25 protein-coding genes are annotated in these 26,806 nt (G+C 60.9%); 10 read left to right on the top strand and 15 right to left on the bottom strand.

From position 1 onward, the window contains the following. Positions 1–74 precede the first annotated feature (74 nt). The gene (locus tag CLV45_RS02245) at positions 75–3,029 is read left to right on the top strand and encodes a glycoside hydrolase family 3 N-terminal domain-containing protein (RefSeq protein WP_100334770.1); all 2,955 of its coding nucleotides are present in this window, start codon (positions 75–77) and stop codon (positions 3,027–3,029) included. Between the two features lie 102 nt (positions 3,030–3,131). Further along, positions 3,132–4,268 (top strand): N-acetyl-alpha-D-glucosaminyl L-malate synthase BshA, encoded by a 1,137-nt coding sequence (gene bshA, locus CLV45_RS02240; RefSeq protein WP_100334769.1) that lies wholly within the window; start codon positions 3,132–3,134, stop codon positions 4,266–4,268. Between the two features lie 159 nt (positions 4,269–4,427). Here the strand turns inward: bshA and CLV45_RS02235 are convergent, their stop codons facing one another. Next, complete coding sequence (locus tag CLV45_RS02235; RefSeq protein WP_100334768.1) at positions 4,428–4,964, bottom strand: DUF7935 family protein; 537 nt, start codon at positions 4,962–4,964, stop codon at positions 4,428–4,430. Between the two features lie 153 nt (positions 4,965–5,117). Here CLV45_RS02235 and CLV45_RS02230 point away from each other — a divergent pair, with 153 nt between their 5' ends. After that, on the top strand, positions 5,118–5,471 hold the full coding sequence (locus CLV45_RS02230) for a HesB/IscA family protein (RefSeq protein WP_100334767.1): 354 nt from the start codon (positions 5,118–5,120) through the stop codon (positions 5,469–5,471). 96 nt (positions 5,472–5,567) lie between these two features. Here the strand turns inward: CLV45_RS02230 and CLV45_RS02225 are convergent, their stop codons facing one another. Together CLV45_RS02225 and CLV45_RS02220 are read right to left on the bottom strand one after the other, a co-directional pair. Further along, positions 5,568–6,074, bottom strand: coding sequence for a hypothetical protein (locus CLV45_RS02225; RefSeq protein ID WP_157807239.1), 507 nt, complete (start codon positions 6,072–6,074; stop codon positions 5,568–5,570). A 96-nt stretch (positions 6,075–6,170) separates the two neighbouring features. Continuing rightward, positions 6,171–6,677 carry a hypothetical protein gene (locus CLV45_RS02220; protein ID WP_100334765.1) on the bottom strand — a complete coding sequence of 169 codons (507 nt, stop codon included), beginning with the start codon at positions 6,675–6,677 and terminating at the stop codon, positions 6,171–6,173. A 126-nt stretch (positions 6,678–6,803) separates the two neighbouring features. On the opposite strand from CLV45_RS02220, the gene CLV45_RS02215 reads away from it, so the two are divergent. Beyond that, positions 6,804–9,041 (top strand): penicillin acylase family protein, encoded by a 2,238-nt coding sequence (locus tag CLV45_RS02215; protein WP_100334764.1) that lies wholly within the window; start codon positions 6,804–6,806, stop codon positions 9,039–9,041. A gap of 138 nt (positions 9,042–9,179) precedes the next feature. Beyond that, the gene (locus CLV45_RS02210; RefSeq protein ID WP_100334763.1) at positions 9,180–10,079 is read left to right on the top strand and encodes an arginase family protein; all 900 of its coding nucleotides are present in this window, start codon (positions 9,180–9,182) and stop codon (positions 10,077–10,079) included. A 114-nt stretch (positions 10,080–10,193) separates the two neighbouring features. Here the strand turns inward: CLV45_RS02210 and CLV45_RS02205 are convergent, their stop codons facing one another. The 4 genes from CLV45_RS02205 to CLV45_RS02190 all read right to left on the bottom strand — a co-directional run bounded on the left by CLV45_RS02205 (position 10,194) and on the right by CLV45_RS02190 (position 12,381). Continuing rightward, a complete protein-coding gene (locus tag CLV45_RS02205) occupies positions 10,194–10,772 on the bottom strand; it encodes a hypothetical protein (RefSeq protein WP_211289892.1) in 579 nt (192 codons plus the stop codon). A 128-nt stretch (positions 10,773–10,900) separates the two neighbouring features. Then, positions 10,901–11,212, bottom strand: coding sequence for an antibiotic biosynthesis monooxygenase family protein (locus tag CLV45_RS02200; RefSeq protein WP_211289891.1), 312 nt, complete (start codon positions 11,210–11,212; stop codon positions 10,901–10,903). Positions 11,213–11,242: 30 nt separating this feature from the next. Next, positions 11,243–11,935 carry a DUF4288 domain-containing protein gene (locus tag CLV45_RS02195; RefSeq protein WP_100334761.1) on the bottom strand — a complete coding sequence of 231 codons (693 nt, stop codon included), beginning with the start codon at positions 11,933–11,935 and terminating at the stop codon, positions 11,243–11,245. Positions 11,936–11,961: 26 nt separating this feature from the next. Beyond that, entirely contained in the window at positions 11,962–12,381 is a 420-nt protein-coding gene (locus CLV45_RS02190) for a GNAT family N-acetyltransferase (RefSeq protein WP_100334760.1), read from the bottom strand. A 356-nt stretch (positions 12,382–12,737) separates the two neighbouring features. Between CLV45_RS02190 and CLV45_RS02185 the strand changes: the two genes are divergently transcribed. The 3 genes from CLV45_RS02185 (at position 12,738) to CLV45_RS02175 (ending at position 16,710) form a co-directional block, all read left to right on the top strand. Next, the gene (locus tag CLV45_RS02185) at positions 12,738–14,345 is read left to right on the top strand and encodes a glycerol-3-phosphate dehydrogenase/oxidase (RefSeq protein ID WP_100334759.1); all 1,608 of its coding nucleotides are present in this window, start codon (positions 12,738–12,740) and stop codon (positions 14,343–14,345) included. Positions 14,346–14,449: 104 nt separating this feature from the next. After that, complete coding sequence (gene glpK / locus CLV45_RS02180; protein ID WP_100334758.1) at positions 14,450–15,985, top strand: glycerol kinase GlpK; 1,536 nt, start codon at positions 14,450–14,452, stop codon at positions 15,983–15,985. Beyond that, complete coding sequence (locus CLV45_RS02175) at positions 15,982–16,710, top strand: MIP/aquaporin family protein (protein WP_100334757.1); 729 nt, start codon at positions 15,982–15,984, stop codon at positions 16,708–16,710. Before glpK ends, CLV45_RS02175 begins: the two co-directional genes overlap by 4 nt. 7 nt (positions 16,711–16,717) lie before the next feature. Here the strand turns inward: CLV45_RS02175 and CLV45_RS02170 are convergent, their stop codons facing one another. Then, entirely contained in the window at positions 16,718–17,356 is a 639-nt protein-coding gene (locus CLV45_RS02170; protein WP_100334756.1) for a hypothetical protein, read from the bottom strand. 96 nt (positions 17,357–17,452) lie between these two features. On the opposite strand from CLV45_RS02170, the gene CLV45_RS02165 reads away from it, so the two are divergent. After that, the gene (locus CLV45_RS02165; protein ID WP_100334755.1) at positions 17,453–18,367 is read left to right on the top strand and encodes a hypothetical protein; all 915 of its coding nucleotides are present in this window, start codon (positions 17,453–17,455) and stop codon (positions 18,365–18,367) included. On the opposite strand, the gene CLV45_RS02160 is transcribed toward CLV45_RS02165, so the two are convergent. The 5 genes from CLV45_RS02160 to CLV45_RS02140 all read right to left on the bottom strand — a co-directional run bounded on the left by CLV45_RS02160 (position 18,364) and on the right by CLV45_RS02140 (position 22,957). Continuing rightward, complete coding sequence (locus tag CLV45_RS02160; protein ID WP_245882560.1) at positions 18,364–19,239, bottom strand: ChaN family lipoprotein; 876 nt, start codon at positions 19,237–19,239, stop codon at positions 18,364–18,366. The genes CLV45_RS02165 and CLV45_RS02160 overlap by 4 nt on opposite strands. A gap of 173 nt (positions 19,240–19,412) precedes the next feature. Beyond that, a complete protein-coding gene (locus tag CLV45_RS02155; protein ID WP_100334754.1) occupies positions 19,413–20,780 on the bottom strand; it encodes an ABC transporter permease in 1,368 nt (455 codons plus the stop codon). 6 nt (positions 20,781–20,786) lie between these two features. After that, positions 20,787–21,731, bottom strand: a complete 945-nt coding sequence (locus CLV45_RS02150; RefSeq protein ID WP_100334753.1) for an ABC transporter ATP-binding protein — start codon at positions 21,729–21,731, stop codon at positions 20,787–20,789. 120 nt (positions 21,732–21,851) lie between these two features. Further along, positions 21,852–22,484, bottom strand: a complete 633-nt coding sequence (locus CLV45_RS02145; RefSeq protein ID WP_100334752.1) for a hypothetical protein — start codon at positions 22,482–22,484, stop codon at positions 21,852–21,854. Beyond that, positions 22,484–22,957, bottom strand: a complete 474-nt coding sequence (locus CLV45_RS02140) for an RNA polymerase sigma factor (RefSeq protein WP_157807238.1) — start codon at positions 22,955–22,957, stop codon at positions 22,484–22,486. The genes CLV45_RS02145 and CLV45_RS02140 overlap by 1 nt, the downstream gene beginning before the upstream one ends. Before the next feature lie 250 nt (positions 22,958–23,207). Between CLV45_RS02140 and CLV45_RS02135 the strand changes: the two genes are divergently transcribed. Continuing rightward, a complete protein-coding gene (locus CLV45_RS02135; RefSeq protein ID WP_100334750.1) occupies positions 23,208–24,563 on the top strand; it encodes a T9SS type A sorting domain-containing protein in 1,356 nt (451 codons plus the stop codon). Positions 24,564–24,755: 192 nt separating this feature from the next. On the opposite strand, the gene dnaJ is transcribed toward CLV45_RS02135, so the two are convergent. Together dnaJ and CLV45_RS02125 are read right to left on the bottom strand one after the other, a co-directional pair. Continuing rightward, on the bottom strand, positions 24,756–25,895 hold the full coding sequence (gene dnaJ, locus CLV45_RS02130) for a molecular chaperone DnaJ (RefSeq protein ID WP_100334749.1): 1,140 nt from the start codon (positions 25,893–25,895) through the stop codon (positions 24,756–24,758). Between the two features lie 126 nt (positions 25,896–26,021). Then, positions 26,022–26,606 (bottom strand): nucleotide exchange factor GrpE, encoded by a 585-nt coding sequence (locus CLV45_RS02125; RefSeq protein ID WP_100334748.1) that lies wholly within the window; start codon positions 26,604–26,606, stop codon positions 26,022–26,024. Positions 26,607–26,806 lie beyond the last annotated feature (200 nt).

Below are 26,806 nucleotides of genomic sequence, written 5' to 3'. Positions count from 1 at the left end.
TTTCCTTTCGGGAGTACGCAAAAGTAGGGCTATTTCCGCTCAGATTCAACTTTACGACGATACCACGGGAGTCAATGCTCAAGGAATTTCGGATTAGTCTCTTACTGGTTATCCTGGCCGTTACGGGTCTAATCATCTCGTCGGCGGCGCCCAAAGACAAGGACGTACGGCCCATGTCGGCGGCCGAGCAAACCTGGGTCGACAGCGTGTTTGCCACCCTCACTCCCGACCAGCGCCTGGGCCAGCTGTTTATGGTGGCGGCCTATTCTAACAAGGACCGCAAGCACGTGGCCCACATCGATGAGCTGGTCAAAACCTATGGTATTGGCGGGCTGATGTTTCTGCAGGGCGGCCCCAAGCGCCAGGCCCTGCTGACCAACCGCTACCAGGCCGAGGCCAAAGTGCCGCTGCTCATTGCCATGGACGCCGAGTGGGGCCTGGACATGCGCCTGGATTCCTCGATGCACTTTGCCAAGCAGATGACGCTGGGCGCCATGGACGATGACCAGTACGTGTACCAGATGGGCCGCGAAATTGCCCTTAAGCTCAAGACCCTGGGCGTGCACGTGAGCTTCTCACCGGTTATCGACGTCAACTCCAACCCCGACAACCCGGTTATCGGCAACCGCTCCTTCGGGGAAAACAAGGAGCAGGTGGCCAAGCGCGGCGTTTCCTACATCCGCGGCCTGCAGGACCACGGCGTCATGGCCGTCGTGAAGCACTTTCCCGGCCACGGCGACACTGACGTGGATTCTCACGTGGCTTTGCCGGTTATCAACTCCGACCTGGCCCGGCTGACCAACGTGGATTTGTATCCGTTTCAGCAGGCGTTTCAGTCGGGGGTGATGGGCGTAATGGTGGGCCACCTCTATATGCCTTTGTTCGACACGGTGCAGTCGGTGTCGGCTACCATTTCCCGCAACCTGGTGACGGGCATGCTAAAGGAGAAAATGGGCTATAAAGGCCTGGTTTTCACCGATGCCCTGAACATGAAGAGCGTGGCCAACCTCTACAAGCCCGGGGAGTTGGACGCCCTGGCCTTGCTGGCCGGCAACGACGTGCTGCTGTTTTCGGAGGATGTGCCCATTGCTCTGCAACGAATCCGTGAGGCCATTGCGGCCGGCAAAATCACCCAGGAAGAAATTGACCTGCGGGTCCGCAAGATTCTGCGGGCCAAGTACTGGTCGGGCCTGAACCACTACCAGGCCGTGGATATCCCGAACCTGGCTACCAACCTGAGCCGGCCCCTGAGCCGCATGGTGCAGCAGCAGATTTATGAGCACGCCGTGACGGTGGTGAAAAACGAGGACGACCTGCTCCCCTTCCACCGCCTCGACACGCTACGCATTGCCTCCGTCACGATTGGTACGGGCACGGGCAGCACCTTCGGGACCATCATGAACAAGTACCAGAGTGGCGCGGTGTACTCGGTGCCCAACCGGTACGCCGTCGACTCGACCTTTGCCCGCATCAAAACCCGCCTGACGCCCTACAACGTGGTAGTGGTGAGCCTGCACGGTATGAACAACACGCCGGCCCACAATTACGGTATTGGGGAAGGCGCGCTGAAGTTCTTGAAAGAAATTCAGGCCGACCCTAAGCTTAAGACCGTGGTGGTGGTCATGGGCAACGCCTACGCCCTGAAGCACGTGGAGGATGCCCGCAACCTGGTGTGCGGCTACGAGGATAACTACCCCTCGCAGCTGGTAGTACCCCAGGTGCTGTTTGGCGCCTTGCCTGCCAAGGGCCGCCTGCCCGTCACGGTGTCGCCGGCGCTGAAAGCCGGCCTGGGTTTGCCCACTCCCGACTTCCGCCGCCTGCGCTACGCCACGCCCGAAAGTGAGGGGCTGGACTCGCGCGTGCTAAGCCAGATCGACAACATTGCGTTGGAGTCGGTGGCGTATGCCGCGGCGCCGGGCTGCCAGGTGCTGGTGGCCAAGGACGGCGCCGTGGTGTTCGACAAAAGCTACGGCTACTGCACCTACGACAAGAGTCAGCCGGTGGAAAGCAGCACGCTCTACGACCTGGCCTCGGTAACGAAAGTGGCCGGCACGCTGCAGGCGGTGATGTACCTCAAGGACCAGGGTAAGCTCGACCTCGACGCCAAAGTGGCCGAATACCTGCCCGAGCTCAAGACCTCGAATAAGAAGGACATGACCGTGCGCGACGTGCTCCTGCACCAAGCCGGCCTGAAGCCGGGCATCCCAACCTGGGAGCGGACGGTGGGCAAAAACGGCCTGAAGCCGACCTTCTACGCCAGCACCCGCTCCGAGGAGTTTCCCAACGAGGTAGCGCCCGGCACGTTCAGTACCAAGGCCGTCGACGACTCAGTCTGGACCTGGATTGTGCGCAGCAGCATGCTGCCCAAAGTGAAGGGCAAGTACCCGATTGAGTACAGCGACCTGAGCTTCATGATTCTGAAACGCCTGAGCGAAAAGGTGCTGGGCGGCCCCATCGACGAGTTTCTGGCCAAGACCTTCTACAAGCCTCTGGGCCTAGCTTCGATGACCTACAATCCGCTGGAGCGCTTCCCCAAGTCCTGCATTGCGCCCACCGAAAACGACACTTACTTCCGTAAAACCCAGCTTCAGGGCACCGTGCACGACCAGGCCGCGGCCCTGTTGGGTGGCGTAGCGGGGCACGCGGGCCTGTTTGCCAATGCCAACGACCTGGCCATCCTGATGCAAATGGACCTGCAAAACGGCCGCTACGGCGGGCAGCGCTACTTCCAGACCCCGGTCGTGACCGAATTCTCCCGGCCCCAGGTGGCGGGCAATAAGCGCGGCCTGGGCTGGGACCACGGCAACCCCGAGAAGCCCGAGGGCCCGACGTCCAACCTGTCGCCGGCCAGCACCTTTGGCCACACCGGCTTCACGGGCACCTGCGTGTGGATGGACCCCGAAAACAAAATCCTCTACATCTTTCTTTCCAATCGGGTGTACCCCGACGGTGGCAACAACAAATTGCGCCAGTACAACATCCGCACGCGCATCCACGACGTTATTTACAAGTCTTTGCAAAAGACATGATTTGTTGCCCCGCATTTCCGTTTCTTTGACTCCGCAATCGGCGGTGAGGCGCTCCTTCGGGCGACTTGCCGCCGATTTTGTTTTCCAGCTCTCCCTTTCCCCATGAACATCGGCATCGTTTGTTACCCCACCTTTGGTGGCTCCGGCGTAGTAGCCACCGAGCTGGGCAAAGCCCTGGCCCTGAAAGGCCACCGCGTGCACTTCATCACCTACAGCCAGCCGGTGCGCCTCGACTTCTTCAACGAGAATCTGTTCTACCACGAGGTCTACATTCCGCCGTACCCGCTGTTCCAGTTTCCGCCCTACGAGCTGGCCTTGGCTTCAAAAATGGTGGACATCGTGCAGAACGAGAAGCTCGACGTGCTGCACGTGCACTACGCCATTCCCCACGCCTCGGCGGCGTTTATGGCCAAGCAGATTCTGCGCACCAAGGGCATCACCGTGCCGGTCATCACCACCCTGCACGGCACCGATATTACGCTGGTGGGCAAGGATGCCAGCTACGAGCCGGTCGTGACCTTCAGCATCAACCAATCGGACGGGGTAACGGCTGTGTCGGCCGACTTGCGTAAGGAAACCTACGAGTACTTCGCCATTGAGAAGGACATTGAAGTCATTCCCAACTTCATCAACCTGGAGCGGTTCAAGAAGCAGAACAAGGGCCACTTCAAGGCCGCCATTGCCCCTAATGGCGAAAAACTGCTGGTGCATACCTCCAACTTTCGCTCGGTGAAGCGCGTCGACGACGTGGTGAACATCTTCGCCGGGGTACGCCGGCAAATTCCGGCCAAGCTCCTGCTCGTGGGCGACGGGCCCGACCGGCCCCGCATTGAGAAGCTGTGCCGCGAAATCGGCTTCTGTGAAGACATCCGCTTCCTGGGCAAGCTCGAAGCGGTGGAGGAAGTGCTCAGCATCGCCGACCTGTTTTTGATGCCCTCCGAGAAGGAAAGCTTCGGCCTGGCCGCCCTGGAAGCCATGGCCTGCGAAGTGCCCGTTATCAGCACCAACGCCGGCGGCATTCCCGAGCTCAACGTGCACGGCGTAACGGGCATGCTCAGCGAAATCGGCGACGTGGAGGATATGGTTAAGAACTCCCTCTACGTGCTGGAAGACGACAACCTGCCCCGCTTCAAGGAAGCCGCCCGGGCCCGGGCCGAGGAGTTTGCCGTCGAGAACATCGTCCCGCTCTACGAAGCCTGCTACCAGCGCGCCATCGATGCCCAGCTGGCGGCGGTATAACTATAAGTTGTTCGTTGCTGGTTGTCAGTTGTTAGTTGATAGATTCACGACTCTTGCAATTAGACGAAAGAGCCCGCTCGAAGAATCGAGCGGGCTCTTTTTGTTAGGCTGACTAGTTGAACGACCTGACAACTGACAACCAGCAACGAACAACTAACCCTAAAACAGACCCGCAGCTTCCCGCTTCACGGCCAGCAGGGCCTGGGTGGTGGGGTCTATTTCGTCGGTAATCAGGGTTTCGAGCACGCGCTTAGCCAGTTCCGTACCACGGGCCTGTTGGGGCGTGGGCAGGGCGTGGTAGGCCTTGTTGATCATCGTCAGGATGTTTTCCTTGGACTGCTTAACCTGCTCCCAGGTTTCGGGGCTCATGTAGAGCTGCTGGCTGAGGTTGTGCTCGTACTCGGCCCGAATTTCGGTCATCAGTAGGCGGTGGTACTCGGAGGCAGTCTGGCCGGCGCTGCTCAGGCGCACCAGCAGGTTGTTGGGCGTGATGCGCTCCAGCAGCAGCGTCACCCGCTCGTAGGCCTGCAGGCGCAGGGGCAACGTGGTTTTGGAATTCTCGAGGCGCAGCTCAATCAGGCGGCGCTGCTGCTCTTTTTCCAGGTAGTTCTGAATCAGGTAAAACAGGGAGCCGGCCACGAGCAGGGCGGGCAGGATAATCTTGAGCAACTCGAAAATGTACGCGGTGGTGTCCATGCAGTAGGGAAAACTTCTATTTTAGAGGAACCAAGGTCGGGAAATATTCGGTGAACCGGATACCGGGTCTTGCTGTTCTATACGGGTCGGGGCCGATGGCGTATGCACAAGGCTTCGTATCTTTGCGCTTACTCTTCTAACTCAGAACGCACTATGGCAACGGCCGTTTCAACTAAGATTGCTCCCATCACCCTCACGCCGGGGGCTTTGGTTGAGGTAAGAAATATCATCGAGGAAAAGAAAGTGCCGACCGAATACGGTCTGCGCATCGGCGTGCAGGGCGGCGGCTGTTCGGGCATGAGCTACCTGCTGGGCTTCGACAAGGCCAAGGACAACGACGAAGTCTACGACCTCGACGGGCTGAAGCTCATCATGGATAAAAAGCACGCCATGTACGTGCTGGGCATGGAAGTCGACTTCCAGGACGGCCTCAACGCCCGCGGTTTCGTCTTCAACAACCCCCAGGCCAAGAGCACCTGCGGCTGCGGCTCGTCTTTCTCGGCCTAAGCCTTCAGCCTTTTTGTATAGAAAAAGCCCCGGCCTTATGGTCGGGGCTTTTTCGTGACTAATGGTTGCATTTTGCCAGCGGACAGCCGCTGCTGCCTAGCTTTTTAGCTGGCCTTTCACCCATTCGGCCAGAGTGCCTTTCTCATTGAGGGCTACCAGGCTTTCCAGTTGCTTGTTCCGCTTGTAGCCGCCGGTCTGGTAGGCTTTCAGTACGGTTTTCAGGCCTTCGGTATTCAGCACCACCGCATCTTTCTCCTCGGGATGCTGCAGCTGGTAGCGCGACCAGCCCGCCATGAACATCATAAGCATATCGGGCTCCTTGCCCACCAGCTTGCCTACGTAATCCTGCAGCTGCACCGACACGGCGGGCGTACCCGTCATCCACTGAATCAAAAACCGATTGGCCGCTTGGCGCTGCGCGGCCTCTTTCCCCAGCGGAGTTGCTTCCAGCCACTTTACGGTTTCAATTACCTGATTATCGTAGCGGGCATAGTCGGCGGGGGCTTGAAAGCTGTAGTCAGTAGGCACCGAATAGGTTTGGGCAACGGCAGCACCGCTATACGTCAAAAGACCGAATGCCAGCAACAGGAGATGTTTCTTCATGAACAACAAGGAGTGATGAGATAAATACTGGTCTAAGGTAAACAAGAAACCGGGCCAGGGCCGAACTTTCGCCTGGACCCAAAATCATGCGGCTGCTTACTTTGCGTAGTACAGGCGCTTCCACTCCACGGTAGAGTGGAATTGTGGTACCGTTTGCCGCAAAATCTGGGCGCCCAGGGCCAGGCTCACCGGCGTATCGGCCCCAAAAGCCCCGTCGAGCAGCCATATCACTTCATCCACCGGGCTGAGCACGGTGATGCCGCCGGGCCGCAGCTTCATGCGGGTCGCGTTGCCGTTGACGACGTAGAAATAGATAGAGTGGGTAATGACCTGCTGCTCGAGCCGGGCCTGGTCGGCGCGCGACAGGGCGTAGGGCTTACCGTCGAGTATGACCGGGGAGAAGTCGAAAAACAGGTACTTGTTGAGGAAGTTGTAGGCCTGCTGGAATACCTCCGGGGTCAGGGCTTCGGCGTAGAGGCAGTTTACGTTGTCGTTTTGCACCCGCAGCCCGCCCGCTTCCCGCTTGATGCGGAACAGCGTAGCGGTATCAATTTCGGGCTTATTGGGTTGGAAGAGCAGATAAGGCTCAGTGGAACTGCTCATGGCGGGGCTGAAAGTCAACGGATGTGCGGTAGGGCGCTTAGCTTGCAACTGCCGGCGGGCTTTTTTGTCTTAGGAAAGGATGCCCCACACGGCGCCCAAGGTACGTTTCCCCTATTGAACGACTCTATGCAGCAGGTTTCTTCTCGCTTTACATTTTCCTGGCCGCGCTTTTTGCTGACGACAGCGGCGCTGCTTGGCTTTTTCGGGGCCTCGGCCCAGGCTTTCACCCCGGCCGAAATTGCCCGTTGGCAGCAGCAGGCCAAGCAGGTCACCATCGTGCGCGACAACTGGGGCGTGCCCCACGTGACGGGCAAAACCGACGCCGACGCCGTATTTGGCCTGCTTTACGCCCAGTGCGAGGACGACTTTGCCCGGGTCGAGGACAATTACATCGTCAACATCGGGCGGCTGGCTGAGGTGGAGGGCGAGGCGGCCATCTACCAGGATCTGCGGGCCCGGCTATTTCTGGACTCCACCCAGGCCATCAGCATCTACCAGAAAAGTCCGGCCTGGATGAAGCAGCTGCTCAACGCCTTTGCCGACGGCACCAACTTCTACCTCTACTCCCACCCCACCGTGCGGCCCCGGCTGCTGCGCCGCTTCCAGCCCTGGATGCCCTTGATGTTCAGTGAGGGTAGCATCGGCGGCAACATCAGCGTGGTACCGCTAGAGCGGCTCAAGAATTTTTACAGCCAGCGCAAGTCTACGTCCTGGGTGCGGCCCGACTTCGAGCGGCCCGACCGGGAGCCGGTGGGCTCCAACGGGTTTGCCATTGCGCCCGCCAAAAGCGCCAGCGGCCACGCCCTGCTGCTGATAAACCCCCACACTTCCTTCTACTTCCGGCCCGAGGTGCAGATGAGCAGCGCCACCGGCCTGAACGCCTACGGGGCCGTGACCTGGGGGCAGTTTTTCGTGTATCAGGGCTTTAATGAGCACTGCGGCTGGATGCACACCTCCAGCTTTGCCGACTCGATGGACGAGTACCTGGAAACCGTGGAGCCGCAGAAAGACGGCAAGCTCATGTACCGCTACGGCGGCAAGCTGCGCCCGATGCAGACGGCCAAGATTTCCATTGCCTACAAGCAGGCCGACGGCACGCTGGCCCGTAAGGAATTCACGACCTACCGCACCCACCACGGGCCGGTAGTGGGCCAGCAGGCCGAGAATAAGTGGGTGACGGTGCGTATGATGGACACCCCGCTCGAGGCCCTGGAACAGTCGTATTTGCGGACCAAGGCCACGGATTACGCCTCGTTTCAGAAGGTGATGCAGCTCAACGGCAACGCCTCGAACAACACCGTCTTTGCCGACAGCAAGGGCACCATTGCCTACTGGCACGGCAACTTTATGCCCCGGCGCGACCCACAATTCGACTGGAGCATGCCCGTGGACGGTAGCAACCCCAAAACCGACTGGAAGGGCCTGCACAAGGTGGAGGAAATCGTGCAGGTGAAAAACCCGGCCAGTGGCTGGATCCAGAACTGCAACTCCACGCCCTTTACCGTGGCCGGCCCGAGCAGCCCCAAGCGGGAGCAGTACCCGGCCTACATGGCCCCCGACGCGGAAAACTACCGCGGCATCAACGCCGTGCGGGTGCTGAGTCGCCGTAACACCTTCACGCTCGACACGCTGATTGCCGCCGCCAAAGACCCGTACCTGGCCGGCTTCGAGGAGCTGCTGCCAGCCCTGGCCAAGGACTTTCAGTTTGTGGTGGACGGCGCCAACCCGCCCGAAGGCGACGTGGTGGAAGCCATGAAGCTGCTGCGGGGCTGGGACAAGCGCTACAGCAAAACCTCGGTGGCCCAGACGTTGGCTATTTACTGGGGCGAGAGAATTCAGAAGTTGGCCCGCACCCGCGTCACACCGGACCTGCGCCTGGACAACCTCTCGTTCACGGCCTTTGTCATTGCCAAAACCACGCCCCAGGAAAAAGTGGCGGCCCTGCAGGAAACCCTGGACGAGCTGACCAAGGACTTCGGGACCTGGAAGATGTCCTGGGGCGAAGTGAACCGCTTCCAGCGCCTGACGGGCAAGATTCAGGAAACCTACGACGACAAGCAGCCCAGCCTGCCGGTGGCCTTTACGTCCTCGGCCTGGGGCTCGTTGGCGGCGTTTGGGGCCCGCACGGCGCCCAACACCAAGAAGCGCTACGGCTACGTGGGCAACAGCTTTATTGCCGTGGTGGAGTTCGGGCCGCGCATCAAGGCCCGCTCGGTGCTGGCCGGCGGCAACAGCAACCAGTCCACTTCGGCCCACTTCACCGACCAGGCCGGGCTCTACGTGGAGGAAAATTTCAAAGACGTGCTGTTCTACCCCGAGGACATCCGCCAGCACGCCGAGCGGACGTACTCGCCGGGGCAGTAAGAATACTTTCAGGAGGTAATAGCAAAAAGCCCGACTTGAGGCTTGTTCTTCCTCACATCTTCCGAAAAGCCAGGAGTTCACAAAACTCTAGGTTGACCCAGGTGGGTATATTCTTTTCTAGTAATCCCGCTCCCAGCCATGCATCCTGTTTACGTAGTCGAAGCGCCCAGCAACCTGGGGCTACAAGAAGTATTCCCCGGCGTGGCCCCGGCCGTGGACCGGCTGCCGGCGTGGCTTAAACAGTGGGGCCTCTATGACCTAATAGTCCCGCAATCTGTTTTCTCCGTCCCCCCACCGCCTTACGCTATGGAGTTGGACCCGGTGGGAGTACGCAACGCCGAGGCCATCGGCCGCTATTCCCGGCAGTTGGCTGCATGTATCACGCCGGTGGTGCGGCAGCCAGGATTTACCCTTGTCCTGGGCGGGGATTGCAGCATCCTGCTGGGCATCGCCCTGGGCCTGAAACGAGCCGGCACGTACGGCCTGTTTTTCCTGGATGGGCATACCGACTACGCCACCCCGGAACGGTCGGCCACGGGGGGCGCGGCGGGTATGGACCTGGCCCTGGTGACCGGCTCTGGCCCGGACCAACTCACCAATCTGGACGGACAGGGTCCCTACATCCAGGCCCGACACGCGTGGAGCATCGGCAACCGCGACCCTGACGTCCCCGATATTGCCGCTCTGCAGGCCGCATCAGTTGCGTACGTGGACCTGGCGGCCCTACGCCGGCAAGGGCTGGCAGCTTGTGCGGCGGCTTTTCTGGCCGACATTGCCGCGCAAGGGCTTGATGGATTCTGGATTCACTTTGACGTCGATGTGCTTGCGCACGAGGTGATGCCGGCAGTTGATTCGCCCCAGCCCGGGGGATTAACGTACGCCGAACTCGCCGAACTCTTGACTCCTTTGCTGCAATCTGGGCAAGCAGTGGGGATGGATATCACGATTCTGGACCCCAGCTTGGATCCGACCGGGGCTGTCACCCGCCATTTCGTAGAGTCCCTGGCCCCTATCATGGGCGTACTGACCAAGCCGTGATGTGAGCAACAGGGAGGCCTACTGACCAACAATACAAAAAAAGCGTTCCGGCTTATGGCTGGAACGCTTTTAAAATGTGGATAAGGCTGAATGGTCGGGACGCTTTCGGAAGACCTAGTACGGGCTTTTCACGGTTTGCACACCGGCGGGCAACTCGAACGTGGCCGCCGTCAGCTTCATGGGTTTCACTTCGGTAGCAGTGCTTTCCATACTGAACTGCGGGGTGTCGACGACGAACTTCAGCGGTAGCGCCTTGGTGTTTTTGAGCATGTCGTACCAGTTGCCCAACTTGTGGTTTTCGTAGAGCTTGGGGTCGAGAGCCAGCTTGGAGCTGAAGTAGTACTTCTGCACCCCGCTTTTGCAGGTCAGGGTCAGCTCGTCGCACTGGTAGCCCAGGATGGTGGCGGCGTTCTTTTTCACCTCGGCCTTGAGCACTTCGTCGGGGTTAACGGTAGCGTCGTTCCAGATGGCGGCCTCGGCGTTGCCCATTTTGGTGTAGAGCTTGTTGTCGGTGCCGGGGAACAGTTGCCACTGCATAAGCTTGCCGTTGGCCACCGATTTGTAGCTCCCGCCCTTCACGAAATATTCCTGAGTGGTGCCCATCATGTCGTTCCACTGCTGGTCGGTGACGTTAGGCAGCTTGCTTTTGTAGGTGTTGGCGTAGAGGACGCGCCCCTCAAAGTTTTGCGCCAAAGCGCTAAAGGTGACTAGTACTGCGAAAAGGAAAGTAAGAACTGCTTTCATGGATAAAGATGGTGAAGGATTTTCCCGAAAAGTAAGCCAATTGCCGGGTTCTGCTGCTGAGTAGCAGCGGAGCTTCGTTAATACTCGAAGGTCTCGCAGTGCAGCACGGTGGGCTCGAACTCGAGCAGGTACTGGGCGTCGTCGGGGTAATAGCGGGCCTGGTCGTAGTCGGGGCCGGCGAAGCGCTGGATGCTCTCGTAGCTGTCCCAGCGGGTGACGGTCCAGAAGTGGCAGATGGCGCCGTCGAGGCGGCGCAGAACCTGGACGCCGAGGTTGCCGGGGGTATTTTTATAATCGGCCAGACCGGAGGCTTCGAGGTAGCGCAGGTAGTCGTCGGCGTGGTGGGCAGCAGTGGTACCGTGCCAGATGCGGGTGATGATAGTGGGCATAATTTCTATTATGAGGGCTGATTATGGGCTCTACTTTCCGTCCCAGGTCCGCTCGGGCGTGAGCTTGCGGTTTTTTAGGATAGAGAAGACTTCTACGCCGTGCGGACTGTTGAATTCGGCCGCGGTTTCGATACCGGTTTCGTAGCAGTCATCCAGGCTTTCGATGCGCCAGCGGACAAAGTAACCGTCAGAGTTTAGATAGGGCTGGGCATAATCGGCGCGGGTGGCCTCCAGGCGTTGGTAGGCATCTTCGCATGAAACGGCTTTGAGCAGTACGTAGCGCTCCTCGTACTTCTGCAGCCCGCCTTCGGCGCCTTCAATCTGGATGGCGACGGTCATTTTTACACAGTGAAACTTCAGCTTATTGGTGGGGCGCGGCCGCTTCTTTTTGAAACCGGCAACCTTGGTAATGGCTATTCTATCGACGCCCGGCAATTTGCTCAGGGCAGGCAAATTTTCAACGAAAATTTCTGCCTGCAAGCTACGGGGCCGACGGCGCTCCACCATCACAACGGTGTATGACTGAAGCAAGCCGGAACTCACCACCTGGTTGATATGGCCGCGCATGAGGTCGTCAATGGCCCCTATTCTTTTTTCCGGAGCGAAGTCGTAGAGCTGGTCATTCGCCGGCCAAGCGAAATGAATACTAACCGTAGCTACTGCCGAGGCTGAGACAGCAGCTAGGGGCCACTCGTTTTCGTTCATGATTTTGGAGAGGGCCATTGGGTTATTTACATAAATCCGTTCGGCTACTGTGCCCGCTCGAACCGCACCTCCCCATCTTTCGTCCTTCCCGTTTCCTGCCAGCCTTGGCGGCGGTAAAACTCTTCGGCGCGGGTGCCGGGGGCAGTGCTGAGCCAGATGGGGTGCTGGGTTTGCTGGAAATACCAGGTGAGGAGCTGGTCGAGGAGGGTTTTGCCCAGGCCCTGGGCTTCGTGGCTGGGATGCACGAACAGGGCCCAGACGCTGTGGTCGAGCACGTCGGCAATGGCGAAGGCGACAATGCTGCCGGCGTCTTCGGCTACCCAGCCCCGGCCGCGGCGGGTGAGGTAATCGACATACGCTTCGTGGGGGACGCGGGCGGGGTCGGACAGGCGGTTTTCGCGCACGGCCACGCGGACCTGCATGAGCTGGGGAATGTCGGAGAGCAGGGCTTGACGGGTGAGCATGGCACGGTAGTTTAGGCCGGGAAGGTACGCAGAAGCGGGTTCCGGGCCCGGATGAGCTGAATTCATACCCGGAATAACTGAATCTGTACCCGGGACGACCGTGACTAAGCCCGGAACGACTGAATCCGTACCCGGGACGCTCGTGACTGTATCCGGAGCCGTCGAGACCAGGCCCGGAATGCCTGGGTCTATACCCGGAACGAGTGAAACCACAGCCGGAACCTTTGTGACCGGACCCGGAACGGTTGAGACTATCAGTTGGGGTTTTGGAAGCTACAGGTTGGTATTTAGGCTAGAAAATGCTGCTTTAGGCGGGCAGCGTCAACGCCCGGGGGAATTTGGTAGTAAGCAGAGCTATGAGCATAACTCCTCACCTGGCGCAATTCTGGCGCGACACTTTGCTAGGGCAGCTTACGGCCCAAACGGCGTGGGACATCGTGGTGATTGGGGGCGGGGCCACTGGCCTGGGTGTGGCCCTGGATGCCGTAAGCCGCGGCTACCGAACCTTGCTGCTGGAGCAGGCCGACTTTGCCAAGGGCACCAGCAGCCGCTCGACCAAGCTGGTGCACGGCGGGGTGCGCTACCTGGCCCAGGGCGACGTAGGGCTGGTGCGGGAGGCGCTGTACGAGCGGGGCTTGCTGCTGCAAAACGCGCCTCATCTGGTCAAAAACCAGGATTTCATCATTCCCAGCTACAGCTGGTGGGGCGGGCCGTTTTACCTGCTGGGCCTGAAGCTCTACGACGTGCTGGCCGGTCGGCTGAGTTTGGGCGCGTCGCGGCACCTGAGTCGGGCCGAGACGCTGCGGCGGCTGGGCAACGTGCGGGCTGCGGGGCTGCGCGGGGGCGTGCTTTACCACGATGGGCAATTCGACGACTCCCGGCTGGCCGTGAACCTGGCCCAGACGCTGATTGAGCAGGGCGGCACGGCACTCAACCACGTAGCCGTAACGGGGCTGCGCAAGGACGCCCAAGGCCGGGTGAGGGGCGTAACGGCCCGGGACCAGGAAACCGGCGCGCCCTACGAGGTAACGGCCACGGTGGTCGTAAATGCCACCGGCGTGTTTGTGGACGACATTCTGCAGCTGGATACGCCCGGGGCCCGGCCGTTGGTGCGGCCCAGTCAGGGCGTGCACCTCGTGCTGGATCAGTCGTTCTGGCCCGGCCCCGATGCGCTGATGATTCCCAAGACTGAGGACGGGCGGGTGCTGTTTGCGGTGCCCTGGCACGGGCGGGTAGTAGTGGGCACCACCGATACCCCGCTGCCCGAGCACAGCCTGGAACCGAGGGCCCTGGCGGCGGAAATCGAGTTTATTCTGCGCACGGCGGGGCAGTACCTGACCAAGGCGCCGCGGCGGGCGGACGTGCTGAGCGTATTTGCGGGTTTGCGGCCCTTGGCGGCCCCGCGGAACGGCTCGGATACGACCAAGGAAATATCCCGCAGCCACAAGATTCTGGTGTCGAAAAGCGGCCTGCTCACCATCACGGGCGGCAAGTGGACCACCTACCGCCGCATGGGCCAGGACACGGTGGACCGGGCCATTACGCTCGGCAAGCTTCCGCCCGCGCCCAGCCAAACGGCCCACCTGCCCATTCACGGCGCCCAACCCACCCCCGATTACAGCACCCACCGCAGCGTGTACGGCACCGACCAGGCCGCTTTGCAACAGCTGGTGGACGACGAGCCGGAGCTAGGTAAAAAGCTGGACCCGACCCTGGAGTTCACCGGCGCCGAAGTGGTGTGGGCCGCCCGCGCCGAAATGGGCCGCACCGTGGAAGACGTGCTGGCCCGCCGGGTGCGGGTGCTGTTTCTGGACGCGGCGGCGGCCATGCGGGTGGCCCCGCGGGTAGCCGAGCTGCTGGCCCGGGAGCTGGGCCGGGATGCAGCTTGGCAAGCCCGGCAGGTAGCGGAGTTTGGGGAGCTGGCCCGGGGGTATCTGCTGAATGAGCCCACCGCTGCACAGTAGCAGAACCGAACGTCATGTCTCGCGCTGCTCGACATGACGTGTTTTCTTATTCTTGCTTTCTACTCTCTAATTTCCATCTCCCACCCTTACTCCTGCCCTTATCTATGCCTACCCAATACATCCTCGCTCTGGACCAGGGCACGACCAGCTCCCGGGCTATTCTATTTGACCAGCGGGGCCAGGTGGTGGCACAGGCCCAAAAGGAGTTTACCCAGCTTTTCCCCCAACCCGGCTGGGTGGAGCACGATCCGGTGGAAATCTGGTCAACGCAGGCGGGGGTGGCGGCTGAGGCCACGGTGAAGGCCGGGGTGAATGGCAAGAGTCTGGCGGCCATTGGCATTACCAACCAGCGCGAAACGGCCGTGGTGTGGCACCGCGGCACCGGTAAACCCGTTTACAACGCCATTGTGTGGCAGGACCGGCGCACGGCCCAGTACTGCGACGAGCTGCGGGCCGCGGGCCACGAAGAGCTGATTCGGCAGAAAACCGGGCTGGTGCTCGACGCCTACTTTTCGGCCAGCAAGGTGCGCTGGATTCTGGACCACGTGCCCGGCGCCCGGGCGCAGGCGGAGGCCGGGGAGCTGGCCTTTGGTACCGTGGACAGCTGGCTGATCTGGAACCTGACCCAGGGCGAGCTGCACGTGACGGACGTGACCAACGCCTCCCGCACCATGCTGCTCAACATCCACACCCTGCAGTGGGACGCGGAATTGCTGGCCTTGTTCGACATTCCGGCCAGCATGCTGCCCCAGGTGCGGCCCTCGAGCGAAGTATACGGCCACACCAAGACCACTATTTTCGCCTCCAAAGTGCCGCTGGCCGGTATTGCCGGCGACCAGCAGGCGGCCTTGTTCGGGCAGCTCTGCACCCGGCCGGGCATGGTCAAGAATACCTATGGCACGGGCTGCTTTATGCTGCTGAACATTGGCTCTGAGCCCAAACCCTCGCGGAACAACCTGCTGACCACCGTGGCCTGGCAGATTGACGGGCAGGTGCAGTACGCCCTGGAAGGCAGCATCTTTATGGCCGGGGCCGTGGTGCAGTGGCTGCGCGACAACCTGGGCATTATCAAAACGGCGGCCGAGGTGGAAATCCTGGCCCGGCAGGTGAGCAGCTCCGGGGGCGTGTACTTCGTGCCGGCCTTTGCCGGGCTGGGCGCCCCCTACTGGGACCCGTACGCCCGGGGCACCATCTTCGGCATGAGTCGGGCCACCACGGCGGCCCACCTGGCCCGGGCCGCCGTCGAGGCCATTGCCTACCAGACCATGGACGTGCTCCGGGCCATGCAGGCCGACTCGGGCTTGCCCATTGCCGAGCTGCGCGTGGACGGCGGCGCGGCGGCCAACGACCTGCTCATGCAGTTTCAGGCCGACGTGCTCCAAAGCCGCGTCACGCGCCCGCGCAACACCGAAACCACGGCCCTGGGTGCGGCTTACCTGGCCGGTTTGGCGGTGGGCTACTGGCAAAACGTGGCTGAATTGCAAGCCCTGGAGCAAGCCGATACTACCTTTAACCCGCAAGTCGATCAAGGCAGTATTGCCGTAGGAATTGCCCAGTGGCAACGGGCCGTGAGGGCCCTGCAAGCCTGGTCCCAGGCCCCGTCACCCGATATTTCATCCTCAACCCCACCCACGGCATGACGCCATTTACCGCCGAGCTAGTCGGCTCCGCACTCCTGCTCACCCTCGGCAACGGCGTGGTGGCCAACGTAGTACTCCAGAACACCAAGGGCCACGGCAGCGGCTGGCTGGTCATTACCACGGCCTGGGCCTTGTCGGTCTTCGTGGGCGTGGTAGTGGCCGGGCCCGTGAGCGGGGCTCACCTGAATCCGGCCGTGACGCTGGGGTTGGCCGTGGCCGGCAAGTTTGCCTGGAACCTGGTACCCGAATACGTGCTGGCGCAGTTCCTGGGCTCTTTTCTGGGCGCCACGCTGGTTTGGCTGCTCTACAAGGACCACTTCGACCAAACGCCGGAGCCGCGGCTGAAGCTGGCCGTGTTCTGCACTGGCCCGGCTATCCGCAACCACGCCTCCAACCTGCTCAACGAGCTGGTGGGGACCCTGGTGCTGGTGTTTACCATTCTCTATATCAGCGGGGCCGAAATTACGCCGACGCATACGGCCGTGGGCCTGGGCTCGGTGGGGGCCCTGCCGGTGGCGCTGCTGGTCTGGGTTATTGGGTTAGGGCTGGGCGGCACCACCGGCTACGGCATCAACCCCACCCGCGACTTTGCCCCGCGCCTGGCCCACGCCCTGCTGCCGGTGCGCGGCAAAGGTTCGAGTGAGTGGAGCTACGGTTGGATTCCGGTGGTGGGGCCGCTGCTGGGCGGGGTGGCCGCGGCCGGCTTGTACCTGTGGCTGGGTTAAGGCTGAACTAGTCGAAGTCGTAGGGGTAGTTGATTTCGTCCAGGTCGCGGCGCAGGGCTTCCCAGTCGGCCACGTGCGTTACCAGCGCCTGCACCATGGGTTTAGTCAGGGTTTCGCCGTAGTAGAGCTGGGTCACGGTACCCAGCAACAGGCCGTCCTTGGGAAAACGCTCCTCCTCGAAATACTCCTGGGCCCAGTCGATGTAGGTGCGCGGGTGGCCGTCGAGGATGGGCAGCAACTCGTCGGAACCGTCTTCGGCCGGCGTGCCGGGGGCCAGCTGCCAGGGCGAGTTGTCCACGGTCCAGACGCAGAACGTGGTGCCGATGGAGCTGACCGGCTCGCCGAAGATAAACTCGTGAAACGCCTCGGGCAGAGCCTCCCGCAGCGGCGCTTTATCGGCTTCCGGCAGCCCGTCGGCGTAGCCGTTGATGACGGCCCCTTCGGGCGCGAAGAGAATCAGCATTTGGTCCCCTTCGCCATCGTTCATTTCGAATACCTCCTCCCCTTCGCCCCACTTGGCGTCGTAGGTGTGGTAGCGGTATTCTTCCTCGGGCGAAATAATGGCGTCGAGTACGGCCAGGGCTTTGCAGACGCGCTGCAACTCCATTTCGGCGGGCAGGGCGGCAAGGTTTTGCGTGGAAATCATGCGGTAAAGGTAAACGTCGGCGCGAAGTGCGTTTTGCTCTTACGCAAAAACGGCCGGCGGGCTTCTATCTTACGCCGCTATTCCTTTCTTCCGCTGATGCAACTCTACTCCTACTGGGCCCGCACCACCCTCGACTGTCAGAACGTCGCCGGCCACTGGTTTCACCTGATTGCCTACACCGGCAGCGACGAAAGCGTGGTGGCAGCGCAGGCGGCCGGGCAGCAGCTGTTGCAGGAGCGCCACAGCCGGCTGCTGCACGACGAACCGCTGCACGACTACCCTTCCGGCACGGCACCCCTGCGCGAGCAGCTGGAGCAGCGCATCGTCACTGAGCACGGCGAGCTGATAGCCGCCCTGACCCGCAACCGCTACGGCAGCCTGGTACTCAACGCCCCGCGGGTGATGTTTCTGGACGTAGACAGCCACGACCTGCTCGAACCGCCACGCCCGGCCCGGCAGCAGCCCGGAACTCCGTTCAGCTGGCTGGGCTTCCTGCGCAACCTGTTTGCCCCGGCTCCCCCACCGCCGCCCCCGGCCCCGGCCCCACCCCAGCCCGACGCGCTGGCGCAGCTGGAAATGCGGCTGGCGGCCTGGCTGCAGCTGCACCCGGAGTGGAATTTCCGCCTCTACCGCACCCGGCTGGGGTTTCGCCTGCTGGTGACGCACCAGCTGCTGGGGCCGGGCAGCGCGGAGGCCCAGCAGGTGTTTGCCGCCATGCGCACCGATGCCATTTACGTGCGGCTCTGCCAAAGCCAAAACTGCTACCGGGCCCGCCTCACGCCCAAGCCCTGGCGAATCGGCTGGCAGCGTCCCGCCCATCCTTTTCCCTACGATACGGCCGAGCAGGTACAGCAGCAACGGCAGTGGGAGCAGGAATACGCGCGCCGCAGCCAGGATTTCTCCGTGTGTGAGCTGGTGGGTGAGTACGGCAGCGGCACCGTAACGCCAGAAGCCCGCCAGCTGACCGAGCTGCACGACGCGGCTTGCCTGGGCGGCCGGAAGCTGGCCTAATAGGTTTTGGTCATGTCCTGGGGCACTACCACCACGAAATCGGCCTGCTGCGCGTGCTCCTTCTCCAGCTTGCCCAACTGCTCCTGCGTCACGGTGCTGACGGTTTTGACCTTGAGTTGGGGGTTGTACTGGCGCAGGTAGGCCAGGATTCCGTCGTGGTTGTCGGAGTGGTAGCTGCCGTTGATATGGAGCAGCAAATGGCCCGCGGGGCGAGCCTGATTCAGGAAATGGGCCATGGTAGCATCCTTGAGGGCCTGGGCCTGGATGATGTTCTGCACCCCGGCGGCGTGGGCCGCGTCGCCGCCAAACATCTTGGCCATGTTCTGGTAGCCGGGCAGGCTGTAATCCACTGGCAGCGGCAAAGGCACCAGCCAGGCTTTTTCGGCGGCGGGCAGCTCGTCGAGGGCCGCGAGGCTGCCCTTGGCCACCTGGGAGGCGTAGCGCCGCGGCACGTTGGTGCCCACCACCCGAAATTTTTGCTGCCGGGCCAGCTGCAGCAGGGGCTTGTAGTCGGTGCCGTAGTTGGGCCAGGGCCGGCTCTGTTCCTCAAAAGCCTTGTCGTCCAGCTCCCCGGTGGCGTAGCCGTCGACCAGGGGCTGCACGTCGCGCTCAAACATTTCCAGGCCCAGCACCAGCTGCCCCTGTTTCAGGCGGAGCAGGTCTTTGGTGAGCTGCAGTTCCAGCCAGTGGCCGATGGGGTCGTTGTGCTGCTCGCCGAAGAATACCACGTCGGCGGCGGCCAGCTCCCGGAGCATCTTGTCGTAGCCGGCCGGTTTGCCCGCGCCGGTAAAGAGGCGGTAGGCCGGCTTGTCATCGGCGCGGAAGCTGAGCAGGGTGAGCAGCAGCGGCAACAGCAGGAGTTTTTTCAGCATAAGGCAAAAGTACGCAGGCCGGGCAGTCGCACGAAGCTCCAACTTCGCGTATCGTTGAACGATAGTTGGGTATAGTAAACAACGACACGCGAAGTTGGAGCTTCGTGCGACTACACAAAAGCCCTTTACCGCCGCGGCAGTAAAGGGCTTTGGGAACAAATTGGCGGGGCTGATTAGCCTTTATAGAACATCCAGCGCGACAATTCGCCGTAGGTTACTTTCTTGCCGTACATCAGGATGCCCACGCGGTAGATGCGGCCGGCCACCCAGGTGGTAAAGATAAAGCCGCCGACCAGGATAGCGCCCGAGAGCAGCAGCTGCCAGAGCGGCACGCCGAAGGGCAGGCGCATAACCATGGCAATGGGCGAGGTAAAGGGAATCATCGACAGCCAGAAGGCCAGCGGGCCGTTCGGGTCCCCATTGATGATGACGTTGATGCTCACGATATAGCTTAGAATCAGCGGAATGGTTACCGGGAACATAAACTGCTGGGCATCGGTCTGGTCGTCGACGGCCGCGCCGATGGCGGCAAACAGGGATGAGTAGAGCAGGTAGCCACCCAGGAAGAAGAACAGGAAGCCGCCGATGATGCTGCCCAGGGGCAGGCCTTCCAGAATGCTCCACAGGTTGGGCGTGGTGCCGGGCTGCGGGGGCGCGGGCATAGCATCCGCGTCGGCGGCAGCCACCGTGGCGGCACTGGCCGCCGCGGGCTTGGCCGCCGTTACGCTCGTGGTGGCGACTGGGGCCTTGTCGGATTTCATCAGCAGGGGCGCGGCCACCGTCGTGATGCCGTAGGACAAGGCCAGCCAGATGCCGAACTGAGTCAGGACCACGGCGGCAATACCCAAAATCTTGCCCATCATGAGCTGGAAGGGCTTCACCGACGACACCATCACCTCCATAATCCGGTTCGATTTCTCTTCGGCCACGCCCCGCATTACCTGCACGCCATAGATGAAGATGAACATGTACACCAGAATCGACAGGATGTAGGCCGTGGCCGTGGTCAGGCCCACGTTGTTTTCGCGCCCGCCCTGCTGCGACAAGTCTACCGCCTTCAGGTTTACGTCGGCTTTGAGGTTGTCGATGGTGGTTTGGTTGAGGCCCGAGCGGGTCAGCTTCAGTTCACTGACGGCCTTGTTCAGGGCCTTGCGGATATTCTCGCGCCGCTTCAGGCTAATGTTGCCATCGGCCAGCAGCTGCACGCCACCGGAGTTGTCGAGGGAAAAATCCTTGGTAAAAACCAGCAGGGCGGCCTGCTTGGGCTTGGCCTTTTTGAAGGCGGCCGTAGCAGCCGTAGCCGACGAGCCCACGGCCGGCACGTAGCGGGTTTCCTCGGTGCTGGTCAGGTGCGGCAGGATACCCAGGCTGCTTTCGTCGTAGACGGCCACCTCGTCGGCCGCGCCGGGGGCGTTGAGCTTGGCAATGCCCAGCGTGGTGCCCGCCAGCAGCAGCGGGGCCAGCAACGATACCACCAGGAAGCTTTTTTTGCGCACCCGCGTCAGGTATTCGCGCTGAATGATAAGCCAGATTTTTTCCATGACGAATTAGAGCAGAGCGTTGGCGGTTTCGAGGGTTTCGGGCATGGTTTCCTGCACGCGCCGGATAAAGATTTCGTTGATGCTGGGAATTTGCTCCCGGAAGGCGTGCACCTCCACGTTGCCGATCAGGTAGCGCAACAGGTCGTTGGGCGTCGTGTTGTGGTGCAGCTTGATCCGGTCGTAGAAGTGGCCGTTTTCGCGCTCCTTGTGCTCGAGCACCTCAAAGTCGGGGTGAATGACCATCAGGCGGCCTTTGCCCTCCACCTCGTAGGTCTGGGTTTTGAAGGTATCCTTAATCTGGCGCACCGGCCCGTCGAGTACCTTGCGGGAGCGGTTAATCAGGGCAATGTTGTCGCACATCTCCTCCACCGACTCCATGCGGTGGGTCGAGAAGATGATGGTGGCGCCCCGGTCGCGCAGGGCCAGGATTTCGTCCTTGATCAGGTTGGCATTAATCGGGTCGAAACCGGAAAAAGGCTCGTCGAGGATAATTAGGGCCGGTTCGTGGAGCACGGTGGCAATAAACTGCACCTTCTGCTGCATGCCCTTGCTCAGGTCTTCCACGTTCTTATTAACCCAGGGCCGCAGGTCCAGCCGCTCAATCCACTGCTTGATGCGCGCGGTGGCGTCGGGCTTGGTCAGGCCCTTGAGGCGGGCCAGGTAGAGCAGCTGCTCGCCCACTTTCATTTTCTTGTAAAGGCCCCGCTCCTCGGGCAAATAGCCGATGTGGGCAATGTGGCTGGGGTTGAGCTTCTCGCCCCGAAACCGGATTTCGCCCGAGTCGGCGGCCGTAATCTGGGTGATGATGCGGATCAGGGAGGTTTTGCCCGCCCCGTTGGGCCCGAGCAGTCCGAAGATGCTGCCCTCGGGAATGTCGAGGCTGACCCCGCTGAGGGCCGTGTGCGCGGCATACACCTTGCGCACGTCAATAGCTTGTAAAATAGGAGGCATGGGAAGGCTGGTTGGTCGTGGACTGTAATATTACAGGAACTCTATAAAGATGCGGCATTCTTCTTACCGGACCGGCAAATGAGCCGGATGAATGGTAAAAAAACGGTCCTGAACGGGAGGCTACGCCGGCTCCTGCAGCTCGCGCAAAGCCGCCTCCAGCTGGTCGAGGTGCTGGCCGTAGCGGCGCTGCTGCCGACGCTGGCCGATGTAGAGTATACCGGCAATTAAGCTCAGAATAACAACCACTCCGACGGCCACCAGTACCGGACTGAGGCCCGACTGCAAGCTGCGTTGAATGGCTTCGTATTTTCCGTATAGCACTACCAGGGCCACCGTTGCTAGAAAGGCAATTTTCGTGTACAGCTTCCGGTGGTTGAAGCTCCGCAGCTGCCGCACAATGTCCCGTAGATGCGCATAAGTGGTGCCGTCAGCTAGCCGGAGCTGGCGAATCAACTGCCGCTGCCGGTAGGCGTACCAGGAAGCCAGCAAAATCATCAGGGCCACCACCACGTAGACCAGGCTCAGGGCGCTGCCCAGCCCAAACCGGCGGCCCATGTTTACCACGTTGCCCACGTTGAGCAGAATGACAATGAAGATCAGGCGCTGGTCGCGCTGGGCGTTGCGCAGCATTTCACTGACGGGGGAAGCGGGTTGGAAGGTTAGCATCGTCTGAAGCTTTTGGTGAGTTAAAGTAGATTGCGAAGGGCCGGTGGGCTGCTGCTGCCACTGCCGGCGGAGGTCGTCGAGTTCCATTAGGCGGGCTGGGTAAGAAGGTGGCGAAGCTTGTCTTGGACGCGGTGCATTTTCACGCGCACGTTGTTTTGGGTAATGCCCAGGATGTCGGCCATTTCCTCGTAGGTGCGCTCTTCGAGGTAGAGCAGAATAAAGGCTTTTTCCACGTCGGAGAGCCGCTCAATGGCCCGGTAGAGCTGGGCTAGGTCGTCGGCATCGGGGCCGGGCTCGGGCGGCAGGGCCACCTCGGGCGGCTCGTCGCCCAGCCGCTCGGGGGCGGGCCGGCGGGTACGCTGCCGCAGGTTGCTGATGGCCACGTTCAGGGCAATGCGGTAGAGCCAGGTGCTGACTTTGGCCGTGGGCTCGTAGCGCGGAAAGGCCCGCCAGAGCTGGAGCACAATTTCCTGGTACAAGTCCTGCCGCTCCTCCGCTTCCTGGCAGTAGAGCCGGCACATGCGGTGCAGAATGCCCTGGTTGGCATTAAGAACGGCCAAGAAATCGGAGCTAACGGGGTCGGGAGTCACAGCAGAAAGTTCTAGCCGAAGTACACCCTATATATCGACTCAGCCAGGGCCGCATTACAGCCGGCGCCAAATTATTTTTCGCTGCCGGACTTCCGCCTGTTCCACTATTCTCCCGAATCGGCTAACAGGCAGCTTTTATTGAATCTTTACAATAAATAATTGTAATGTATATATATTATTATGAGTAAATTAAGGCATACACCTTCCATTCCCACCCGCTATGAAACAGTTTTTTCTCCTGGCCCTGGCCATTGCGCTGCTGGGGGCCCCTGGTAGTTTGGCCCAAACCGGTCCTGTCCAGAGCAGCTTCGCCAGCTGGTCCAAACATCAACCCCTGACCCGGGCTACCAACGCGCCGGTGCTGGCACGAGGCGCCACGGCCACTTCCCTGCCTACGCGCCAGGTTTCCCACTACTGGGAACAGCAGCAGAACCGCTGGATGAACGGGATGCTCATTACGTATGCTTACAACGCCCAGGGCCTGCCCCAACAGATTATCTTCCAGGACTCTGCCCTCAACACCTCGCTGACCAAAATCCTTCAAAGCTACAATGCGCAGGGCCAGCTGACGGAGGCGCTAAGCCAAACCTGGACCGGGGCCGCGTACACGAACAGCGACCGGCAGCAATACACCTACGATGCCCAGGGCCACGAAACCCTATTCCTGTACCAAGGCTGGCTCAACAACAGCTGGGTGATGGTATCCGGCACGCGCTATACCAACACGTACACGCCTGCCGGGGTGCTGACCAGCGAAATACTGGAAGGTTGGGACTCCGGCACCAACACGTGGCGCCTGCGGAGCCGCACCACTTATAGCGTTGGCACAAACGGCCAGTGGACGGAAGTAGTGCAGCAGCAGTGGAATGAGACGCAGTATGTGAATCAGTACCGGGCCCGCAACATCGTTTGGCACGATTGGGCCAAGCAGCAGCCCGCTTCCTATGAGCAACAGGATTGGGACTCTTCGACCAGCGCCTGGGCCCACGACCAACGGCTGACCATTACCTTCCAGCCCAACGGCAGCTTTGTAATCCTGACCCAGGATTCGCCTACCCAAGCCGGGTGGACCAACCTCGCGCGTGACACCTACCAGCTCGACGATTATGGCAACCTGCTGCTCAACCAAACGGATGAGTGGCGCAACAGTGCCTGGGTAATCCGGTATGCCTACCGGCAGCTGCTCTCCTACACCTCTGCCAACGCCGTGCGCCGCAATGTGGGCCAGAGCTATAACCGTGCTACGGCCAGCTACGTCAACTCCTCCGTCGATACCTACTCCAGCTTCATTACCCTGGGTACGCGGCCGCTTACGCAGCTGGCTGCCGCCACCAACCTCTACCCCAACCCGGCACAGATTGCCACCACTTTCAGCCTGACCGGCCTGCGCGAGCAGCCAGCTCTGCCCCTCGTAGTACTCAACAGCTTGGGCCAGGTCGTGACCCAGCTACACCTACAATCCCAGCACGGCCGAATCGAGCTGGAACTACCGGTGGCAGCCTGGCCCGCCGGCGTTTATAGCCTCCGTCTGCAAGCGCAGGAGGGCATCGTTACTAAGCGCTTGGTGAAGCAGTAAAGCCTGACTTCGCCCGGTTCCAGCCCGGCAGGTTATGTAATCTATTTCCATGCTTTTTTGAAATAGATTACACTGTGCAAATCTATTCTGTAGTTTATAATAAATAGATTACAAGATACTGGCGTCACAACATAAAAAAGCCCGTCCTCCCCGAAGGAAGGCGGGCTTTTATAAACTGCTAAAGCACCGGCTCTACTGGAAATACTCCTTCACTTTCTCGAAGAAGCCTTTTTCGTTCTTGCCGGGGTTGGGCGTGAAGTTGCGGGCGTCGCGCAGCTTTTCGAGCAGCTCCCGCTCCTCGCTGGTCACGTTCTTGGGCGTCCAGACGCTGAGGTGAATCAGCTGGTCGCCGCGGCCGTAGCCGTTCAGGTCCTTGATGCCCTTGCCGCGCAAACGCAGGATTTTGCCGGGCTGGGTGCCGGGCTCCACCTTGATTTTGACTTTCCCCTCGATGGTCGGCACCTCGATGTTGGCGCCCAGGGCCGCGTCCACGAAGGAAATGTACTGCTCGAACATGATGTTGTTGCCGTCGCGCTTGAGCAGCTCGTGGGGCTCTTCCTCAATCTGGATGAGCAGGTCGCCGGGCACGCCGCCCCGCTCGGGGTAGTTGCCCTTGCCGTTCATGCTCAGCTGCATCCCCTCGGCCACGCCGGCCGGGATGTTGATCGGAATAACTTCCTCGTGCAGCTGCCGGCCTTCGCCGTGGCACACGTCGCACTTGCTGCTCACGATCTTGCCTTCGCCGTTACAGGTGGGGCAGGTCGAGGAGCTGACCATCTGGCCCAGCATCGTGTTTACCACGCGCTTTACTTGGCCCTGGCCGTGGCAGGTGCCGCAGTCCTTGAGGTCGGTGCCGTTTTTGGCGCCGGTGCCCGAGCAGGTGTTGCAGGCCACGTAGCGCTTCACCTTGATTTTCTTCTCGACGCCGTTGGCAACCTCCTCCAGGTCCAGCTTGAGCTTGATGCGCAGGTTGGAGCCCTTCTTCACGCGCCGGCCACCGCGACCCTGCCCGCCCCCGAAGAAGCCTTCGAAGCCGCCCCCGCCGAAGATGTCGCCGAACTGGGAGAAGATGTCCTCCATGTTCTGGGCTCCGCCCCCGCCGCCGCCCATGCCCTGGTGGCCGTACCGGTCGTAGCGGGCGCGCTTCTGCTCATCCGACAGCACCTCGTAGGCCTCGGCGGCTTCCTTGAACTTGTCTTCAGCCGTGGGGTCGTCGGGGTTCTTGTCGGGGTGAAACTTGATGGCCACCTTGCGGTAGGCCTTCTTTATTTCGTCACCCGAGGCGGTCTTGGCGACATCCAACACCTCGTAATAATCTCGCTTCGTTGCCATTGTCTTCTTGTCAGGCCGTCATGCAGAGGCGGAGCCGAAGCATCTCGCGTGCATTCGTTGAATTGCTACTCAAATGTCAGCACGCGAGATGCTTCGCTTCGCTCTGCATGACGGTTACTGTTGTTACTAGCTGCCCAGCACCACTTTGGCGTGCCGGATTACTTTGTCGCCCAGGTAATACCCTTTTTCTACCTCGTCCACTACCTTGCCTTTCAACTCCTCGGAGGGAGCCGGAATCTGGGTAATGGCCTCGTGCAGGTCGGCATCGAAAGCGCCGCCCTTTGTTTCCATCGGGGTCAGGCCTTTCTGCTGCAGGGTTTTCTGGAGCTTGCCAGATATGATGTCGATGCTTTCGCGCACGGCAGAAGCATCCTCGGTGTCCTTGGTATGGTGGCGGGCCCGGTCAAAATCGTCGAGCACGGGCAGCAACGCCACCATCAGCTCCTGATTGGCGGTTTTGAACAGGTCCTGGCGCTCCTTGGCGGTGCGGCGCTTATAGTTGTCAAACTCGGCGGCCAGACGCAGGTATTTGTCCTTCAGCTCGGCCAGCTCGGCATCGGTTTTGGACGCTTCGGCTTTGGGCGCGCCGCCATCGGTAGCTTCGGCAGAGTCGGTATCGAGGGAGTTTACTTCCTCTTGCAATTCGCCCGCCGCGTTGTCGGGGTCAACAGACAGATTGTCGTCCTGGGGCAGGGTGGTATCTTCAGCCATTTTCGTAAATATTCGTCGGAAAGGGTTTTTCACGGTAGTTGCCGGTGAGCGCTAAACGGGGCGCAAGGAGTTTGCCAAAGCGGCTTTGGCTGTCAGTTTGGCACTGAAACCATGTGCCAGAATAGTTTGGTTCAGACGTAGTATCATTGTTTGCATCTAGGCCACATGGCCCGGCCCAACCCGGCCTTCTGACACTCAGA

This window comes from Hymenobacter chitinivorans DSM 11115 (genome assembly GCF_002797555.1).
Classification (GTDB): domain Bacteria; phylum Bacteroidota; class Bacteroidia; order Cytophagales; family Hymenobacteraceae; genus Hymenobacter; species Hymenobacter chitinivorans.
The sequence above is the reverse complement of the archived record's forward strand: the minus strand, read 5'-3'. Positions and strand labels throughout refer to the sequence as shown.

Coding starts and splice junctions, on each gene's coding strand:
- CLV45_RS02245 (WP_100334770.1), top strand. CDS start 75: ATGCTCAAGGAATTTCGGATTAGTCTCTTACTGGTTATCCTGGCCGTT.
- bshA (WP_100334769.1), top strand. CDS start 3,132: ATGAACATCGGCATCGTTTGTTACCCCACCTTTGGTGGCTCCGGCGTA.
- CLV45_RS02235 (WP_100334768.1), bottom strand. CDS start 4,964: ATGGACACCACCGCGTACATTTTCGAGTTGCTCAAGATTATCCTGCCC.
- CLV45_RS02230 (WP_100334767.1), top strand. CDS start 5,118: ATGGCAACGGCCGTTTCAACTAAGATTGCTCCCATCACCCTCACGCCG.
- CLV45_RS02225 (WP_157807239.1), bottom strand. CDS start 6,074: ATGAAGAAACATCTCCTGTTGCTGGCATTCGGTCTTTTGACGTATAGC.
- CLV45_RS02220 (WP_100334765.1), bottom strand. CDS start 6,677: ATGAGCAGTTCCACTGAGCCTTATCTGCTCTTCCAACCCAATAAGCCC.
- CLV45_RS02215 (WP_100334764.1), top strand. CDS start 6,804: ATGCAGCAGGTTTCTTCTCGCTTTACATTTTCCTGGCCGCGCTTTTTG.
- CLV45_RS02210 (WP_100334763.1), top strand. CDS start 9,180: ATGCATCCTGTTTACGTAGTCGAAGCGCCCAGCAACCTGGGGCTACAA.
- CLV45_RS02200 (WP_211289891.1), bottom strand. CDS start 11,212: ATGCCCACTATCATCACCCGCATCTGGCACGGTACCACTGCTGCCCAC.
- CLV45_RS02195 (WP_100334761.1), bottom strand. CDS start 11,935: ATGGCCCTCTCCAAAATCATGAACGAAAACGAGTGGCCCCTAGCTGCT.
- CLV45_RS02190 (WP_100334760.1), bottom strand. CDS start 12,381: ATGCTCACCCGTCAAGCCCTGCTCTCCGACATTCCCCAGCTCATGCAG.
- CLV45_RS02185 (WP_100334759.1), top strand. CDS start 12,738: ATGAGCATAACTCCTCACCTGGCGCAATTCTGGCGCGACACTTTGCTA.
- glpK (WP_100334758.1), top strand. CDS start 14,450: ATGCCTACCCAATACATCCTCGCTCTGGACCAGGGCACGACCAGCTCC.
- CLV45_RS02175 (WP_100334757.1), top strand. CDS start 15,982: ATGACGCCATTTACCGCCGAGCTAGTCGGCTCCGCACTCCTGCTCACC.
- CLV45_RS02170 (WP_100334756.1), bottom strand. CDS start 17,356: ATGATTTCCACGCAAAACCTTGCCGCCCTGCCCGCCGAAATGGAGTTG.
- CLV45_RS02165 (WP_100334755.1), top strand. CDS start 17,453: ATGCAACTCTACTCCTACTGGGCCCGCACCACCCTCGACTGTCAGAAC.
- CLV45_RS02160 (WP_245882560.1), bottom strand. CDS start 19,239: ATGCTGAAAAAACTCCTGCTGTTGCCGCTGCTGCTCACCCTGCTCAGC.
- CLV45_RS02155 (WP_100334754.1), bottom strand. CDS start 20,780: ATGGAAAAAATCTGGCTTATCATTCAGCGCGAATACCTGACGCGGGTG.
- CLV45_RS02150 (WP_100334753.1), bottom strand. CDS start 21,731: ATGCCTCCTATTTTACAAGCTATTGACGTGCGCAAGGTGTATGCCGCG.
- CLV45_RS02145 (WP_100334752.1), bottom strand. CDS start 22,484: ATGGAACTCGACGACCTCCGCCGGCAGTGGCAGCAGCAGCCCACCGGC.
- CLV45_RS02135 (WP_100334750.1), top strand. CDS start 23,208: ATGAAACAGTTTTTTCTCCTGGCCCTGGCCATTGCGCTGCTGGGGGCC.
- dnaJ (WP_100334749.1), bottom strand. CDS start 25,895: ATGGCAACGAAGCGAGATTATTACGAGGTGTTGGATGTCGCCAAGACC.
- CLV45_RS02125 (WP_100334748.1), bottom strand. CDS start 26,606: ATGGCTGAAGATACCACCCTGCCCCAGGACGACAATCTGTCTGTTGAC.